14 protein-coding genes are annotated in these 16,753 nt (G+C 45.6%); 5 read left to right on the top strand and 9 right to left on the bottom strand.

What is annotated here, in order from left to right; all coding sequences use genetic code 11:
* Window positions 1-24 precede the first annotated feature (24 nt).
* Entirely contained in the window at window positions 25-1,116 is a 1,092-nt protein-coding gene (locus CS562_RS28625; RefSeq protein ID WP_099858981.1) for a DNA alkylation repair protein, read from the top strand.
* 365 nt (window positions 1,117-1,481) lie between these two features.
* Here the strand turns inward: CS562_RS28625 and corA are convergent, their stop codons facing one another.
* The 4 genes from corA to CS562_RS28605 all read right to left on the bottom strand — a co-directional run bounded on the left by corA (window position 1,482) and on the right by CS562_RS28605 (window position 5,699).
* Window positions 1,482-2,441 carry a magnesium/cobalt transporter CorA gene (corA, locus tag CS562_RS28620; protein WP_076291604.1) on the bottom strand — a complete coding sequence of 320 codons (960 nt, stop codon included), beginning with the start codon at window positions 2,439-2,441 and terminating at the stop codon, window positions 1,482-1,484.
* A 352-nt stretch (window positions 2,442-2,793) separates the two neighbouring features.
* Window positions 2,794-3,783, bottom strand: coding sequence for an inorganic phosphate transporter (locus CS562_RS28615; protein WP_076291603.1), 990 nt, complete (start codon window positions 3,781-3,783; stop codon window positions 2,794-2,796).
* 14 nt (window positions 3,784-3,797) lie between these two features.
* Window positions 3,798-4,415: a DUF47 domain-containing protein gene (locus CS562_RS28610; protein WP_062327047.1), complete on the bottom strand. Its 618-nt coding sequence runs from the start codon at window positions 4,413-4,415 to the stop codon at window positions 3,798-3,800.
* Between the two features lie 216 nt (window positions 4,416-4,631).
* Window positions 4,632-5,699 carry a DUF3048 domain-containing protein gene (locus CS562_RS28605; RefSeq protein WP_099858980.1) on the bottom strand — a complete coding sequence of 356 codons (1,068 nt, stop codon included), beginning with the start codon at window positions 5,697-5,699 and terminating at the stop codon, window positions 4,632-4,634.
* A gap of 339 nt (window positions 5,700-6,038) precedes the next feature.
* On the opposite strand from CS562_RS28605, the gene CS562_RS28600 reads away from it, so the two are divergent.
* Together CS562_RS28600 and CS562_RS28595 are read left to right on the top strand one after the other, a co-directional pair.
* A complete protein-coding gene (locus CS562_RS28600) occupies window positions 6,039-6,578 on the top strand; it encodes a DoxX family protein (RefSeq protein ID WP_064642274.1) in 540 nt (179 codons plus the stop codon).
* Between the two features lie 157 nt (window positions 6,579-6,735).
* Window positions 6,736-6,948 (top strand): hypothetical protein, encoded by a 213-nt coding sequence (locus tag CS562_RS28595; RefSeq protein WP_076291601.1) that lies wholly within the window; start codon window positions 6,736-6,738, stop codon window positions 6,946-6,948.
* A 180-nt stretch (window positions 6,949-7,128) separates the two neighbouring features.
* On the opposite strand, the gene CS562_RS28590 is transcribed toward CS562_RS28595, so the two are convergent.
* From CS562_RS28590 to CS562_RS28580, 3 genes are all read right to left on the bottom strand, one after another.
* A complete protein-coding gene (locus CS562_RS28590; protein WP_099858978.1) occupies window positions 7,129-7,914 on the bottom strand; it encodes a DODA-type extradiol aromatic ring-opening family dioxygenase in 786 nt (261 codons plus the stop codon).
* A 180-nt stretch (window positions 7,915-8,094) separates the two neighbouring features.
* Window positions 8,095-8,925 (bottom strand): alpha/beta hydrolase, encoded by an 831-nt coding sequence (locus tag CS562_RS28585; protein WP_076291599.1) that lies wholly within the window; start codon window positions 8,923-8,925, stop codon window positions 8,095-8,097.
* A gap of 239 nt (window positions 8,926-9,164) precedes the next feature.
* The gene (locus tag CS562_RS28580) at window positions 9,165-9,401 is read right to left on the bottom strand and encodes a hypothetical protein (protein ID WP_076291598.1); all 237 of its coding nucleotides are present in this window, start codon (window positions 9,399-9,401) and stop codon (window positions 9,165-9,167) included.
* Window positions 9,402-9,815: 414 nt separating this feature from the next.
* On the opposite strand from CS562_RS28580, the gene CS562_RS28575 reads away from it, so the two are divergent.
* On the top strand, window positions 9,816-10,649 hold the full coding sequence (locus CS562_RS28575) for a DUF1129 family protein (RefSeq protein WP_099858977.1): 834 nt from the start codon (window positions 9,816-9,818) through the stop codon (window positions 10,647-10,649).
* A gap of 327 nt (window positions 10,650-10,976) precedes the next feature.
* Here CS562_RS28575 and CS562_RS28570 read toward each other — a convergent pair whose 3' ends face one another.
* Entirely contained in the window at window positions 10,977-11,885 is a 909-nt protein-coding gene (locus tag CS562_RS28570; protein ID WP_099858976.1) for an AraC family transcriptional regulator, read from the bottom strand.
* Between the two features lie 438 nt (window positions 11,886-12,323).
* Window positions 12,324-15,479: a copper amine oxidase N-terminal domain-containing protein gene (locus tag CS562_RS28565; protein ID WP_180287238.1), complete on the bottom strand. Its 3,156-nt coding sequence runs from the start codon at window positions 15,477-15,479 to the stop codon at window positions 12,324-12,326.
* Between the two features lie 288 nt (window positions 15,480-15,767).
* On the opposite strand from CS562_RS28565, the gene CS562_RS28560 reads away from it, so the two are divergent.
* On the top strand, window positions 15,768-16,733 hold the full coding sequence (locus CS562_RS28560) for a hypothetical protein (protein ID WP_099858973.1): 966 nt from the start codon (window positions 15,768-15,770) through the stop codon (window positions 16,731-16,733).
* Window positions 16,734-16,753 lie beyond the last annotated feature (20 nt).

Raw genomic sequence — 16,753 nt, 5'->3', positions numbered from 1 at the left:
GTTTATAGATAAAGGAGGCGGACTATGGAACTATTTAAAGACAAATATACTCCCGCATTAATCGACCGGACAGGAGAATGGTTACACCAATTCTACCCCAAGTTGGACAAGCAGCAATTTCGTGAACTTGTATTTGCCGAAGGCTGGGGAGAACTGGAATTCAAAGCTCGTATCCGCCGCATTACGTCGGCATTGACCGAAGTTCTGCCTGACAACTATGAAGAGGCATTACACGTGATTGAGCAGGCAGCACCACAGATGCGAGGGGTCGAGTATCTGTTCGTTCCCGATTTTATTGAAGTCAACGGACTTGCGCCGGAAAACTACGAACTATCCATGAAGTACTTGACCCTCTTCACACCTTATTCCAGTTCCGAGTTCGCGGTACGCCCGTTTATTGAACGCTACCCGATCGAAACGATGAAACGCATGATGGAATGGACGGCAAGTCCCAATGAACATATACGCAGGCTTGCCAGTGAAGGCAGCCGTCCACGTCTTCCATGGGGTTCCAAACTTCGGGGATTCATCACCGATCCAACACCAGTACTTCCCATTCTGCATGAATTGAAGCAGGACGAGTCCCTGTATGTCCGGAAAAGTGTAGCCAATCACCTGAACGACATCTCGAAAGACCATCCAGAACTGGTCCTGGATTTGGCCTCAAGCTGGTACGGACAACATGATCATACGGACTGGATCGTTCGTCATGCAAGCCGCTCATTGCTGAAAAAGGGGCATCCGAAGGCGCTGAGTCTCTTTGGTTATGTCGAGCAGGATGCGACACATATCGAGCATCTTCAGCTTGCAAGAGATACCGTTGCCATCGGGGAAGATCTTCATTTTTCCTTTAATGTCGTTAATGAAAGTGGTCAGTCACAGATGCTTCGAATCGAATATGAGATCGGATATATGAAAGCAAATGGCAAGCAGGCACCCAAGCGGTTCAAGTGCTCTGACAAAACTTTCCCTACCGGGAGAACCAAGGTTGCAACGAAGCAATCGTTCAAAGTCATTACGACGAGAAAGCATCATGCCGGTTTGCATACGCTAACGATTGTCGTTAATGGACAACCTACCGCTACAGCCACATTTGTATTGGAGCAAACAGAGTAACCTAATTCGAATGGAGCCATCCAACTTATTATGAAAACGTAGCAGGGTTCATTTCACGATAAGAATCTCATGTTAAAATTCAGCTCATGGAATCCATTCCTTGAGAAATTCCCCAAGGCATCTTCAGTACTCTTCAGTACTGAAGATGCCTTTTACTTTTTCCACCCTGTTCGTAACAGCCAAATTCCCCTAAGCCAAGTTATGCACATGATGCTTCTTCATTTATTTTATCCACATGTGGACATCTATTCCGAAAATGAATCTATATGTACTCCTATTTGCCCTCTTATACACATCATACACAGGCTAAAGAAGCGATCTGTGCAGATCGCTAACTCTTCACTTGCTATAGTTTCTATTCTTCCTTACTTAAACCAGCCCCGCTTCACAAACCAGGCCACCATGCTTCCGCCCAGAACAAACATCAACAGCAGCACCGCTCCATACCCAAACTTCCATTGCAGCTCAGGCATATAAGCAAAGTTCATGCCATAGATCCCCGCGATCAGCGTCAGTGGCATAAAGACTGTTGTAATCACGGTGAGGGTCTTCATAATCTGGTTCATACGGTTGGAATTCAGCGAAATGTAACTGTCGCGCAGGTCTGCCGTCATTTCCCGATCAGCTTCAATCATGTCTGTCAGCTTCAACAAATGGTCATAGATATCGGTAAAATATACGGTATGCTCCCCTGTTCGCTGCACATGCTGAGAATTGACTACCCGATAGAGCAGATCCCGCATGGGTACTACCGTCCGTCTAAGCTTCAGCAATCGACTGCGCAAGTCGAACACTTGATTCATCAGGTCTTCCACCGACTCCCTGCCGCCCCGGTTCTCCAGTTCAGCCAGCTCATCCTCAATGGTAAACAGAGACGGGAAATAATGATCGACCAGCTTGTCCATCACTGTATATGCCGCTGCCACCGGGCCCCGGGCCCAGATGGTTCGTTCGTGCGCATGATGCAGCAACCTCTCCCAAGCTTCATCGACTTCCTCCAGTGCCCCGTGATGAAAGGATACCAGGAAGTTCGCACCCAGAAACAGGTCCACCTCTTCCGCTTCCAATGTGTTCGGATTCAGTGCATGCAGCACGAGAAACTGTAAATTGTCATAATAATCGAGCTTGGGTCGCTGCAATACATGCATACAATCCTCAATAGCTAATGGATGAAAATGAAAATATGTATCCAGCAACTGGCTTTCCTCTTCGGAAGGCTGATTGAAATCTGCCCATACCCAGGCGTAATCCTGCAGATCCAGCTGTGTAAGCGGTACATTTACAGATACCTGATGATCCCGTGAGATGGCGAGTGTACGAATCATAAATTAGACCACGTCCTTGTCTTGTATCCTTTACGTTATTGTACAACTTTAACCATTGAACCGTCTCCTGCAACAGCCCATTATACACACGTTATCCTGCAAACGCGACAACAAAAAAAGCCAACCCTGTTGGCTTCTCTCATTTCCCTATCCACAGTCTCCTGTATCCACAGGAATATCTTCTTTTGGTTTATCATTCCACGGATGGCTATCCACATATCCAGCCTGTCCACACGTTCATGCACAGGCGTCTCTTCTTTTTGGTTGTATAATTGTCCACATATCCCGATATTCACAATGTTATGAACAGTTTGTCTGAAACCCAGATTTAGTCCAGGAACACTTTTTCGAATTAGAAAATGATCCAGTACAACAATCCTGCCAGCGCCCCGGTAATCGGAATCGTAATGAACCACGTAATAATGATACGTCCAGCTAGTCCCCATTTAACGGCTGAGAAACGTTTCGCGGAACCAACACCCAGAATGGCAGATGTGATAGCGTGAGTTGTACTCACCGGCAGGTGGAGCAACGTTGCCGAGAAAATAACAGATGCGGCTGATAGATCAGCTGCAAACCCGTTAATCGGTTCAATTTTGAAAATTTTGGTTCCCATCGTTTTGATGATTTTCCAACCACCGATGGAAGTACCGAGAGCCATCGCTGTTGCCGCAGAGATTTTAACCCACAACGGAACATCCAGATGATCCTGTACGCCTGCTGCGACCAGTGCAAAAGTAATGATACCCATTGCCTTCTGCGCATCATTGGTACCGTGCGTAAACGCCTGAAGCGCTGCTGTGAAAATCTGTACCGTACGGAAACCTTTGTTCACGTTATGCGGACTGCGTTTGGCAAAAATATATTTGAGAATGGTCATGACCACATAACCGATGGCAAATGCGATCAGAGGTGATAATAACAATCCTCCGACGATGTCAATAAATCCACTCCATTTGACTTTATCAGCCCCTGCGCCAACAAGTACAGCACCAGCAAGAGCACCAATCAGTGCATGCGAGGATGAAGAAGGAATTCCGAACCACCATGTAACGAGATTCCAGATAATCGCGGCGATCAAGGTGACTATGACGACCTCAATCCCGTTATCCAGCTTGGTGGGGTCTGTTACACTCCCCCCGATCGTCTTCGCTACTCCAGTAAACATCATGGCACCGACAAAGTTCATCACGGCAGCCATAAGGATTGCCCGGCGAGGAGTCAGTGCTCGTGTCGAGACCGAAGTTGCAATGGCATTCGCCGTATCGTGGAATCCGTTGATGAAGTCAAACGCCAGTGCAAGGAAGACGACTATACCCAATACCCAAATCGTTGTTTCCATTATTCTCTGGCTCCTTAAGAATTACGCATGATGATGGATTCGAGCACATTCGCTACGTGTTCACATGCATCCGTTGTCGTCTCAAGACGTTCGTAAATTTCCTTGCGTTTGATCAGTTCAATCGGATCAGGCACAGTAGCAAAAAGATTCTTGATACAGTTGCGCAGCACTTCGTCGCCCTGGTTTTCCAGATCGTTCAGACGAATCGTGTACTCGCGGATCGCCAGCAATTTTTTCTGAGACAGCAAATGAATGGCCTTCTGAATTTCGTAAGCTGATTGGCGCAAAATTTCAGCGAATTGAACGATATATTCGTCCGGGTCAGTCAGTTGGTACATATAGAAACGGGAAGCTGTTGCTTCGAGTCCGTCCAATACGTCATCAAGTGTCGTTGTCAGTTCCATAATATCATCGCGTTCGATCGGCGTGATAAATGTCTTGTTGAGCTCTGTAATGATGGTATGAACATAATCATCACACTGGGACTCGTACTTCTTCATTTCATTGGCAAAAAGAGTCACATCCTGAAGGTTGGAAACATGTTGGGAGAAATAATCAGCCGCTTGCACGACCGTATCTGCCATGTTCTCTAGTGTCTCAAAAAATATATCCTTCTTCTTCTTAAGCTTCATAGCTCTATCCCCTTTACGAGAAATTGCCGATAACCGATGAAACATGAAATGACAACCTTTGATATCTTATCATAAATGTTTCACGGTTTGTACATAAGGCATGATCCTTTTTTATATTCTTATCACATAAATCTGAAATGAATCTTAATTATTTGGAATGGCTGGAAAAATGATGTTGAAATTTTACACTGCGTTTACATTTCTCTTCAAATTGGATTAATTTTCAATTTCGATATGCCCCGCAAAGTCAGGCTGATTTGGAACGATACTGATAAAAGTCTTGCCAGGAACAAGCGCAACTTCGGACCCATTTTGCACAAATCGAATAATATCACCCGTTTTTTTGATCCACTGGCCTCGAACCATCTTGCCTTTTTGAAACAGCATGGCTTCACCGCCCTGTTCCAAATTAACGGAAAGTCTGCCCACATTGTCGAGCACCTTGTGATCCGCACCCGCTACAATAATATTGGCCGCTCCAATGGGATTGCCATTATCCAGATCCTGATCTGCCTTTCCGTTCACCAATCTCATATATCGTCCGCTAACTTCATCATAATCATACGTGACCCGGTAACTCTCCAATAAATAATGAATATCGAACTGCTTGGCCAACTCTCCGGCGGACGTGGCACCTTCTTCGTTATACATATATACAGGGGACTTAAAGTCATGACTATAGCCTTTGGTGTCCGCACCTTCTCTCAGCTTGTCCGCCGACGTGTACAGATTGTGCGGTGCTTTACGATCCGAGGAACGCCAGAAATAAGGGCCGCTATTCGATATCTCATCCATATGCTGTTTCTGCTGCTTTTGTAAAATGGAATAGGCATCCGGGCTGCCACCCGCATGTACCAATACCCCATCGTAACTCTCACCAAGCTCGATCAGATACGGACGGATACTGCGCACGGGCCCAACCGTATCTGCCCCGCCTTCACTTTGGAAGATGGCAATAAAACGAGTAATACCGCCCTCAGCGAGCACTTCGATAATAATATCTGCTGCACTCAGACCGGATTGAGGCCGCGCTGCAGGAGCATTGTTAATCATAACAGCCAGTGGGCGACGCGTAATTGCTTCATCAACAGGCAGACCCGTCAGCGGTGCTGTGTAGAGCGACGTGGCAGGTTCTTCCGTCTCTTGTTCTTCCTGTATGGGTGTAGGAACGGACTCCGGCTTCGGAATCTGGACCATCTCCTTATTCTGGCAAGCGACCAGACTCAGGGCCAGAATAAGCAGCGACGCCGCTGACGTCGTTTTGTTCCATTTCAATTGCTTCAATATATGTACCTCCTGAACGATATGGCTGAAATCTAGGCTGTAGTTGCTCTTATGTAAGTGACCATTTCACGTATTTCTTTCCATTTAATCACACACAGCACCATTTGTCTTCGATAAGGAGAGCATTTTCTACCCTTCATTTCACGTTTGAAACTTGAGGCAGACTGAAAAATATGTCCTAAATGTGAACTTCTCAAACCTTACTTAAAATTTGAACTAGATTGTGATTTTAATCACAAACAGAATGACTTTTGAACTATACAATAAAGACATCAAAGGTGATCACTTAGAAAAACAAAAAAAACAACACACACTAAATTCCATGAAGGAGTGGTTTATATGTTCAGCTTCAACCAATGGCTTAGAGAAAACAAAGTGGCAATGTGGATTTTGACAGTACTTCGGGTGTATATCGGTTACGACTGGATGACACACGGCTGGGGCAAATTAACAGGTGGATTCCAAGCTGGCGGATTCCTTGCAGGCGCTGTAGGAAAAGCAACGGGTGAAAACCCAACCGTTCAAGCTTGGTGGGGAACATTCCTTGAGAACTTCGCGGTACCAAATGCAGGACTGTTCGACTTCATCATCCCGCTGGGTGAATTCCTTGTAGGTCTGGGTCTCATTCTTGGATGCTTTACAACACTTGCAGCACTGATGGCGATGGTCATGAACTTCGCGTTCCTCTTCTCGGGAACAGTAAGCACGAATGCTCAATTAGTTCTGATGGAAATCTTCCTTGTAGTCGCTGGTGCGAACGCTGGTAAAATCGGTTTGGATCATTGGGTAATGCCTTACCTTCGCGGATTGTTCACTCGCAACAAAGGAAGTCAGCCTAAAGACACACCAACGATAAACCATACGCACAAAACAGCCTAAATCGTAAATAGACATTTCCGGTCCTGCTCCCCTCCCCCTGGAGAGCAGGACTTTTTTGTTTTTTTATATATGCTTGTAGGTCATCTGACTTGCCCATCGACAGAAACACGTATTATGATGAACATATCGATCGACTACAATTAAAGGAGTACATGACATGCCAACCCAGCGCCGTCTTGAGACCGATGCCGACTTCCAGGAAGCTATGGAAATGAAGCATAAAGTCCGTGTTTTCAAAGATAATCACCAGATTGATTCCGGTGGCGTCATTATCCGTTTTGACAGTAATACCGTTGTGGTTCAGTCCAGTGTAAGTGAACTGGCATATCACTCGCGTACAGCATGTGAGCTTTTCGAGATTCGCAAGTGATTATACTAATTTGCAGAATGCTCAAGTTATAGAAAAAGGTTCCTGAGGCCCATTACGCTGGCCGCAGAAACCTTTTTTGGTTCAGCTCATTCATAACCTAAGTCTGGCTGGTCGATGAACTAGGTATTATTTGCAAAGTAAAACTCAAAGACTTGTTCACATACTCTTGTCTGTTCCAAGTTATACGCCGTCACCAAACTGCCAGCAGTTTAAACTGAGCGTACCGTAAGGATACGACTGGAATAGACGTTTTGCAGATCGTGACATATCAGCCGTACCCATGGCATAAAACAAAGGCGCAATGTGCTCCGTTCCATAAGATGGAACTGCCGTGCGGGCATGAGGTGCTTTTTTGTCATATTGAAACAGCTCTCTCGTATTCCACTGCTCCAGCCGTTCGCCAATCCAGTTATCGAACTCCACTGCCCAGTCTTGCGGTTCATCATTACTGCCAAGCATGCGCAAGTTATGAACCGTTCCGCCGCTGCCAATGATCAGCACATTATCATGACGCAGCTGCTCCAGCATCCGCCCAATATCATACTGTTCCTGCGGGGAACGCAGCGAATCGACAGATACCGCAATAACAGGAATATTGGCCTCTGGATACATGTGTAACAGCGGTACCCATACCCCGTGATCCAATCCCCGACCTCGAACCGGTTGATGTGGAAGATTACTACGGGTGAACAGAGCGCAGATCTCATTCGCAAGGTCTGGCTGACCAGGCGCAGGGTAATTCATTGTATACATATTAGAGGGAAATCCGTAAAAATCATGCAAGGTCTGATGTGTATCATCCATTGTCACGGACGGTTCGGGACGATCCCAATGCGCCGTAAATACAACAATGGCTTTCGGAGCCGGCAGCCTGTCTCCAAGCTGGTTCAAAAATTGAGTGTAGTCATTGCTCTCCACCGCCAGAGCGGGAGAACCATGCGCAATGAATAGTGCGGGTAATGTCATTGCTGCCAACCTCCAGACACGGATAGGATGCTTACCCTTCTATTTTACTCCGAAGAAGGCGCTTTTCCAAGCTAACATCCCAATCAGATGCAATCTGGACGCGCATGTTGCCTTGTGGACCAATCCATGTTGGATATTGAATGTTCCAGCCTAACGATAAAGAATGATACTTAACCTCTCTTAGATCATCCAGTGCTGCCAATCCTGTTCAATCTTCTGACGTTCTCCCAGCCATTCTCTCGTACGCGTAATTAGCTGTTCACGCTCTTTACCGGAAGAGAAGGTATGATCGCCCTGGAAAATAATCTCCTTGTCGCAGCGGCCTTCCTGACGCATCCAGAATACCTTTTGATATAGGAATGCGTAATCGACAGGAATGATCTCATCCGACGTGCCGTGCACCACCAGAACATCCCCATTAAATTTAACGGCTTCCTGGAATGGCTGATGTTCAGCCAGTGATTCAAAAAATGCTGGTGTAAACTTGTAGCCGAGATAATCAGCAGACCCCAGTTTCACCCCTTCATCGTATACATCACGTCCCGTAATTTTCACAATATCATTGAACGGATATCCCACGGATGACCACATAACAAGATTCTTGACACGTTTGTCACGGACAGCAGTCAGCAGAGCAACAGCTCCACCCAGACTATGACCGATCAGCGTTACACGGGTTGGATCTACATCACTGCAGTTTACCGCATAGTCCAGCACAGAACGTGTTTGGGTAATCATGGATTCAAGTCCTTCAGCTCCGTACTCACCACTGCTCTCCCCGCAGCCGATGTAATCGAAGCGCAGTACCAAATACCCATCTTCGGCCAGCTCACGTGCGGTCTTCACAAACAGACGATCTACACCGATCCGACTTCCTACGAATCCATGGCAGATGACAGCAAGAGGCACGCGCTGTTGGTGATTTCCCTCCTTGATGTCTTTGACGACCGGATAATGAATCGTGGCTGTTAATTCTTCCTGCCCATGACGAATACTGATCTGACGCTCCATGCCCATTTCCCCTTTCCATTCTTCCCTGCTCATGTTCATTTTGTTAATTATATATAAATCCGATAAGTTTAATGTGTATTAAGATGATATTAGTATATTATCATCCTGTGAACCTCAAGTCAACGTGAATGAACGTCCATTTCCAGACGTACCTGGTCTACATTTTATCGACAATTTCGCAAAAAAAATGAGCCAAGCTGACAACAGCTGACTCGAGTCATTCCTAATAATTGAAGCCACTACTCATAACTGCGACGGAACATCTCATGGGTCTCCACTCGACCCTGCCATTCATGTTCATGAGCCGAATTCGAATTCCCCCAGAAGCTCCCTGATTGAAAGGTTCCTTGTGAATACTCTTCCGCATACTCAGCATCCTCCAACGTCTCATCCATTGGCACAACCTCATCCGTTACTCCACGGGAGTTGCTGTTCAGCAGCAGCTTCCTTGTTAATTGTTCCGTTTGTTGATCCATTCCTGCCACACTCCTATCCCTGGTTTCTGTTGGAAATGCTACTATTGTGGTGGAATCGGCTGTACTTTATTCATTCTTCACACAATCGTTAGAACTGGACGATCCCTTACGCATATTAACAGCGAACCACGGAGAACCTAAGCCATATATCATAGCCAACATTTACCTCCGATTCCTTCTGGCGAAAGGGTTGAATTCATGGAACACATCTTGGAATGGATTCGTAGTCACGGAAAACTGGTGCTGTTATGCACCTGTGTCATTCTGGCCTGCGCAGGGCTATGGTCGAATCGCAAACAGTTGTTTTATAAGGAATGACTTTGCGAAACGAGAGCCCTTCCCGTATACTAAAATACCGTCAGGGTCTCCAGATTCATCGGGGATCAGAACGTGTGTAGACAGGGGGAGCAATCATTGGGGATTTCCTATAAGAAGTTGAAAGAAATACAGAATCGGCAAATGACCGAAATGAGTAAGATGACACCGGAACATGTAAAACTGTTCGATCAGATCAGCACCATTGCGCGTCAATCACCTGCAGATGAGAGAACACAGGAAGAGTGGATTCTGTCGGCTGGAAGAGCCATCGTACAAGCTCAGCGTGACGGTAATCCAGCTCGAGAATTATATGGACCTGATCTGGAACAACATATCTATTCACAACTAGGAGTAGCAGACAATAATCCGGCTGCAACTGCTGGTGAATCAAATATGGACTCATCCAGAGCTTCAAGTACGGCCGTACGGGGCGGAAGCAAATCCAATAAAACCAGTACGTCAGCCAAGAAGACAGAAGCAGTTGAAGCCCAACCTGTGGAGACTCCGGATCAAGTGAAACGGACGCCCAAATGGTACTTCATGATCTCCTGGGCAGCTTTGTCTTTTGTCATGCTGATTCAAGGTGCGGTTGGGCTATTTATTGGCTGGACCGGTGGAGATACGGAACCATTTAGCCATATCAGCCTGTTCTCCTTGATCGTTGCCGCGGTTGGGGGTATTGCACTGGTTGAAATGCTTCGTCGCCTTGCTGAGCGTCCAGATGATCAGGGAGCAGACAAGACTGCCAGGCCACAGGTCAATCTTCGCGGAATCGTCATCTATATCGTTATCGTTGTGCTTGTCTTATTTGTAGGATATCCGCTGCGTGACAGCCTTCCTGTATTTACGTTGGCTCCGTGGATTAGTCTCGTAATCGGGATTGTAGGATTAGCTACGTTGAGACCACTCTTCGGACAAAAGAAAGCGTAAGGATGCTGGTGCCCTTTGTGGGGCACCAGCATTGGGTATATCGTACAGTTATGTAATGTGCGAAGATGAATTACGAGTGAAGTACGACAATTCGGTGATGAGATAGAATATCGAATGTCAAAAAAGGGGCCTTAATGGCCCCTAGCTAGCTGTTGAGAAGTTCTCGACAGCTATTTTTTATTTACAGACGTATAGGAAACCTCATAATGCTTTTTATCTAGCATAAGTAAAGGTAATCACTTACCACAACTCATAAGTAACCTTATATTACGGCCAGTAGCTCGTTTGAAACTGAATCCATACCCGAAAGGATGACCTTGTCATACTTCATATAGATGATCCAGAGCCCATAGAGTCTTTCTCCATTTTGAGCTGAATGCGATGCTTGATCTCCTTGCCCGGGGTCTCTCCGAATTCTCGCTTATACATCCGGATAAAGTAGTTCACTTCCATACCAACCGTCTCCGCGGCCTCTCTTACACTTGCTCGTGGGTGCTTGTCCAGCCATTCCGACGCCTTCTGCAAACGTAATCGCTGCATATACTGATGTCCCGTTATTCCATGCCTCTGGTGAAATAATCGGTTCAGGTGCTGCACCGAATAACCAACGGCTTCAGCTATATACTTCAACAGCAGATCATCCTGGTAGTGTGTATGCATCAGCGACACTGCTCGTGTGAATGCTTCATTTGCCGATTCCGACTCACGCTCAGAACGTGTTAACGACCTACTTCTTGCTTCTCGCTCTTCTGTCGCATCATGAAGCGGGAAGATGGACTGTGAAATATCCAGAATAAGCTGATAGATGATTGTTGAACTGTTCCACATTTCACTCATCCCATCACCCAGCGAGTGCCAGATGTCCGTCACTCGTGACCAGAACTGTTCAAATTCGGACAAGCGCCGTGGCCCCATGGGCAACAATCCCGCCGACCGAAGCACCGCCCCCGCCGCCTCTCCACCAATGCCAATATATCCAAGCTCCCCGTGTGTTTTGGAATGCGGAATATACTCATGGGCCACCCCCGGTTCGATCACGAACAGTTCACCTGCCGATACTGTCCACGCTCCTTCACCTGGAACCTTAAATTCCCCCTTGCCGCTGCGTAACAAAAAAAGCTGATACACCGGAAATCCATCCGGTCTAAAATGAACTTTCTCTTCTTGTGTTCCCACACAATACAGATACAGAGGTAACCGGGAATCCGGCAAGCCGGTCAAGCGAAATGCAAGCATCCCATCATTCCTTTCGGATCATGCTCTTCTTTCTCCTATTATCCATCGGTTTGCCTTGTTACAGCAACAGCCAAAGGAACCTTTTTAGTGACAGGATTTTTAAGTGGATTATATTTGATTCATACAATCTACTGGGGTAACAGAACAACTTTTAAGATCAAGAAAAACTCCCCTTCTCATATGGAAAGGGAGCCGGATTGTTAACATAACTCTGATTGATATGATTGTTTCTTTCTTTAAGAGACCGTTCCGGTTACGGATCGTTCTTCCGATCGCTGTTGTCTCCAAATTTTTTTTGATTCAACCTTTAAAAGGTTTAAATTCGGAGACAAAGGCGAGCGCTGCCGCTTCTTCAGAATCGATTCCGTCCCCTCCACTACTTCTGGAGCTCATCAAGACGAACTACTTAACTTATTAAACGTTAAACTTTCTTTATTATTATAAAGATGGTGTATCTCCAGCTGGTGCTGGTGTATTGCTGCTTCCTTGGTCTGTACCCGTGGGAGCTGCCGGTATTGGAAATGTAGCTACTTCTGATTTGTTGTTTTTATACTTCGTAATATCACTAGCCACAGAAACTACCAGAACTTTGTAATCTCCCGCTTCAAAAACTGTACCATCCGAATCATTGAAGGAACCTCCAATATTCACTGTTGCTGTTCCTGGGCTACTACCAACACTTACACTCGCTAATGCATTTCCAGCATCACCTGATCCACTCTTAGCTTTAACAATGTAAACATCATAGCTTGCAACTCCAGTTTCATTGCCAGGCTTGGTGAAACTTACACTAATCGAAGTATCGGTTGCCGTTGCCTTCACATCTGCTACCTTCTCTACAAATGTTGGTGACTGTTTTTTAGCATTAATTATGAAAGTAGCTTTAGCTATGCTTGAATCACGTTTGCTGTCGGAGGACTCTGATAAAATGTAAGCCGTGTACGACTTGCCCGATACAATATTTTGACCGTTAATGTCAAGCAGAGCATTTGAAAGTAAAACCGGACTTCCATTTAACTCTACAGATCTACTATTATTAACTAATGCAATATTCTTTGCCATACTTAGATTAAATGTGCTTCCAGTCGGGGCAACCATTAAAACATAACGACTGATCCCTACCTTTGAAGCTGGTTCAGTATATCTCAAGGTCACATCCGTTGCATCGCCAGCAGCTTGCTCTTCATTTTTAACTTCTACATCAGTGATTTTAACTGCTCCAACAGCACTTGTTACAGACAATTTAATATCAGCATAAGCTGTGGACAGCACATTGGAAGAGTTGCTGTTATTGCTTACTGCGAGCACAAATATACGATAGTTTTCATCATTTCGAATATCTGTACCATCTGTTGCTTTTACATCCTTTAAAGTCAAAGTATAATTTCCGCTTCCGCTAGCTTTATTCACAACTTTATAGTTTGGATTCCGATTTGCTTCTGCCAAATCGAACCCACCCAAATTCGCCGATTTGACTGCGAAAACACGGTAATGATAAACATTCGTCTCATTAGACGATCTATTAAATGTCACCTGCAAATCACTACCGTCTCCATTATCTCCGATGTCCGCTGCATTCACGTAGGTCGGAGCGGCCACAGTCGAGTTCTGTACTAGCGTAATTTGTGAAGAATAAGATGACAATGCATTCTGGTTGGAATTGCCGCTATTGCTTACCGACAGGACGAATACACGATAAGAAACACCATTAGAGATTCGAGATCCATTAGTATCTACCGCGTTGCTCGGAAGAGTAAATGACTGATTTCCACCCGTTTTGCTCACCTGATAATAATTGTTCGATGCGTTAGCCGCGCTCAGTGTGAAGCTGCCTGCATTGCCGGAACGGACAACATATACACGATACGCAGAAACATTGGATTCATCTGAAGCTCTGGTAAACGAAACCCGAAGATCGCGTCCATCGCCATAGTCACTCACATCAGCAACCCCAATATTGCTTGCAACGCCAGCATTACTGTTCGTTGTCAGTCTCAACAGTGTCGACGAGGAAGATAGCGCATTGGTATATCCATTCTGCTGGTTGCCTACAGCCATAACATAGATTCGATAATCTTGCAGATTCGTTACGTTATAACCACTTGTGTCCTTCATGGAGGATGGCAGTGTTGTTGTAATGTTGTTGCCTGTTTTGTTCACGTTATAGTACAAGCTGGAAGACAGATTGCTCGCCGTAGTCAGATTAAAGCTGCTGGATACCGAGTTCCGCACTACGAAAATTCGATAATTAGCAACTTTGGATTCATCGGATGAACGGTTGAAGCTCACCTGAATGTCACGCCCGTCTCCATAATCCGAATTATCTCTCACTGATGTGATAACTGGTGCTGTTGCTGTGTTTACGCCCAGCGTAAGTGAAGAGGATACTGTGGACAGTTTATTGTCTGCTGTTGCCGCATTGGAGCTCACGGATACAATATACACGACATAGGATGTGCCGTTTTTGATCAATTCCCCGGATGTATCACGCGTCGAGGAACTGAGCTGGGTTTTAACCGCTGTGCTGTTGCCTTTGTAAATAATGGTTGAATTCGAACTGGACACATTATTTGCCGTAGTCAGATTGAATGAAGAAGCATCTTTCGCCTTAACGACAAAAGCACGGTAATACGTAATATTGGATGTTGTACTCGGCTGTGTGAAGTTAATTTCCAGGTCACGTCCATCGCCATAGTCACTGATATCTGCGATCTTCAGACCTGTGACAGGCTGCACCGTTGTTTTCACATTGTTTAATTTCAAGGACTGGGAAGACCACGCCAGCTGATTTTTGTAGCTGTTGTTGCTGTTCCCCACCGTAAGTACATATAAACGATAGGTTTCACTTGTATTTAACAAATCCCCGTTCACGTCGCGTGTCTGAGCGTTCAGCGTTAATCTTGGATCAGTACCATTTGGAGAAATGGATGTATAATTGCTGGATGGAACGACTGATGCCGCAGACTCAGTAAAGCTGTTCACATCACGTGTTTTTACCAGCATAATCCGATATGCCGACACAGCCTTCTCGGACGTCGGACGTGTGAAGCTTACGGTCAGATCTCGACCATCCCCATTACTCCCGGATACAGAACCATAAATGTTCCATGCTGCATATTTCGTATCATCCACAGGAGGAGTGGACGTTGTTTTGATATCTACCCGCTGATTGCGGGAATTCCAGAATACTTTCTCCCCAAAAGCTTCACTGACAAAACGAATCGGAACCATCGTATTTCCTTTGATGGTATTTGCAGGTACATCTAGCGCTACCGCTTCTCCGTTGATGTAAGCCGTTTTGGAACCCAGCGTCAGCGATACTTCTTGGTCACCCCGGTTCGCCGTGATCGTTTTGGTTTTGTTGGTGTACTGTACAGTGGCATCTAATCCTTCAAAAATGGACCGCAACGGAACCAGTACACGTCCACCTTTCATGACAGGGGCCTGTGCGGACGAAAGCTCCGCATCGTTGATATATATACTAATTCTCGCAGCTGCATCCATAACCGACGTTGGTAGTGCAGACATCAACATAGCCGATACGGCCAGTGCTGACATCACCTTTTTCACTTGACGTCCTCCCGCTTTCTTCATATCCAATATCCCCATTCTCTTCATTGTTTGAGTTAAAATGTGATCTTTTTTTGAATTTCAATTTATTCCTGTAATTTCCTGTGCACATCTAAGACGTATGAACATGAGTAAAAGTTTCCAATCCCACAAAAAATATTTTCGCAGAAATGTCCTTGCACCATCTACCCTCCAAAGGTTAAAAATAACAGAAGAATTTGTCATTATTCCGCAACAACATCCTTCCTAAATTCGTTTAAGGTATAGTGAATAACAACCTATTATTTTTAAAATTACGGGAGGTTCACACAGATGACATCATCGTATTTATCTGGACAACGCAAAGGGGTACGATTCTATATCACAGTCCTTACCATTGCTGCAATTTTTACAGGAACCGCAGCTACATCTGGAGCTGCTACTGCCGCACCTTCAAGCCCGGATACCAAAGTAACCACCAGCAGTTCAACCGCCATATATAAAACATTTCAGTCCATGCTCAAAAAAAAGAACGGCTTACCCGCCGCTGACACCTTTCTGGAATCCAATATCAAAAAAGTAACAAAGCATCACGCTACCCTGATGGTGCTTCAATTGGAGAATGCACGCCTGAAGGCTCTAACCTCCATGACGGACCGCTTGCTCGTTCCTAACATTCAGGACAAGATGCTCAAGGCATACCAAACGAACGACAGCTTCACCAAACTCATGGGGCGTACCCAGGACTCCGATCTGCGTGTACTGTTAAAAGAAGCCCGTGACAGCGGTTATCGCCTCGTCATGCTCGAAGGCTCCCTCTATCCCATTATGAATTATGCGGCACTCGTGAAATATACCTCTGATATTACAGAAGATATCTCAAGCTACATCATGATCATGACGAAGGAAACGAAAAACTTGCCAGCGGATGACGGTGCTCTGGTCATTGGCTATCAGGAAATTCTCCTTCGGGCACTCAGCCAGGAAAGATTCCTGGAGCTGCATCCGAAATCGAATCGTGCCAAGCAGGTGCAAGATCTGTTGAACAGTTATACGCTGTATACCTTTTATGGGCTGAACAATACACCGCTGTTTGATTATGACACGAACAAAATGGTTGCGAACGCCCAAAGAGGATACAACGGCGTCTTACAGCGTCTTGCATCCGTCGATAGTGAATTCCTCACCAAGCTGGGTGCCTTTATGGATGTCGTTAAGGAAGCGAGATATGAGAAAACAGCTGCGGTGGAGAAATGGCTGGAACAGAATGTTCCGACCGGGGCGTATGCCGGCTATTAAATAATTCATGATATTAATCA

The sequence above is a fragment of the Paenibacillus sp. LK1 genome (assembly GCF_002750415.1).
GTDB classification, from domain to species: Bacteria; Bacillota; Bacilli; order Paenibacillales; family Paenibacillaceae; genus Paenibacillus; species Paenibacillus taichungensis.
The sequence above is the reverse complement of the archived record's forward strand: the minus strand, read 5'-3'. Positions and strand labels throughout refer to the sequence as shown.

What these genes read in the sequence shown, in the direction of transcription:
- CS562_RS28625 (WP_099858981.1), top strand. Translation starts at nt 25, where the DNA reads ATGGAACTATTTAAAGACAAATATACTCCCGCATTAATCGACCGGACA.
- corA (WP_076291604.1), bottom strand. Translation starts at nt 2,441, where the DNA reads ATGATTCGTACACTCGCCATCTCACGGGATCATCAGGTATCTGTAAAT.
- CS562_RS28615 (WP_076291603.1), bottom strand. Translation starts at nt 3,783, where the DNA reads ATGGAAACAACGATTTGGGTATTGGGTATAGTCGTCTTCCTTGCACTG.
- CS562_RS28610 (WP_062327047.1), bottom strand. Translation starts at nt 4,415, where the DNA reads ATGAAGCTTAAGAAGAAGAAGGATATATTTTTTGAGACACTAGAGAAC.
- CS562_RS28600 (WP_064642274.1), top strand. Translation starts at nt 6,039, where the DNA reads ATGTTCAGCTTCAACCAATGGCTTAGAGAAAACAAAGTGGCAATGTGG.
- CS562_RS28595 (WP_076291601.1), top strand. Translation starts at nt 6,736, where the DNA reads ATGCCAACCCAGCGCCGTCTTGAGACCGATGCCGACTTCCAGGAAGCT.
- CS562_RS28590 (WP_099858978.1), bottom strand. Translation starts at nt 7,914, where the DNA reads ATGACATTACCCGCACTATTCATTGCGCATGGTTCTCCCGCTCTGGCG.
- CS562_RS28585 (WP_076291599.1), bottom strand. Translation starts at nt 8,925, where the DNA reads ATGGAGCGTCAGATCAGTATTCGTCATGGGCAGGAAGAATTAACAGCC.
- CS562_RS28580 (WP_076291598.1), bottom strand. Translation starts at nt 9,401, where the DNA reads ATGGATCAACAAACGGAACAATTAACAAGGAAGCTGCTGCTGAACAGC.
- CS562_RS28570 (WP_099858976.1), bottom strand. Translation starts at nt 11,885, where the DNA reads ATGCTTGCATTTCGCTTGACCGGCTTGCCGGATTCCCGGTTACCTCTG.
- CS562_RS28565 (WP_180287238.1), bottom strand. Translation starts at nt 15,479, where the DNA reads ATGAAGAAAGCGGGAGGACGTCAAGTGAAAAAGGTGATGTCAGCACTG.
- CS562_RS28560 (WP_099858973.1), top strand. Translation starts at nt 15,768, where the DNA reads ATGACATCATCGTATTTATCTGGACAACGCAAAGGGGTACGATTCTAT.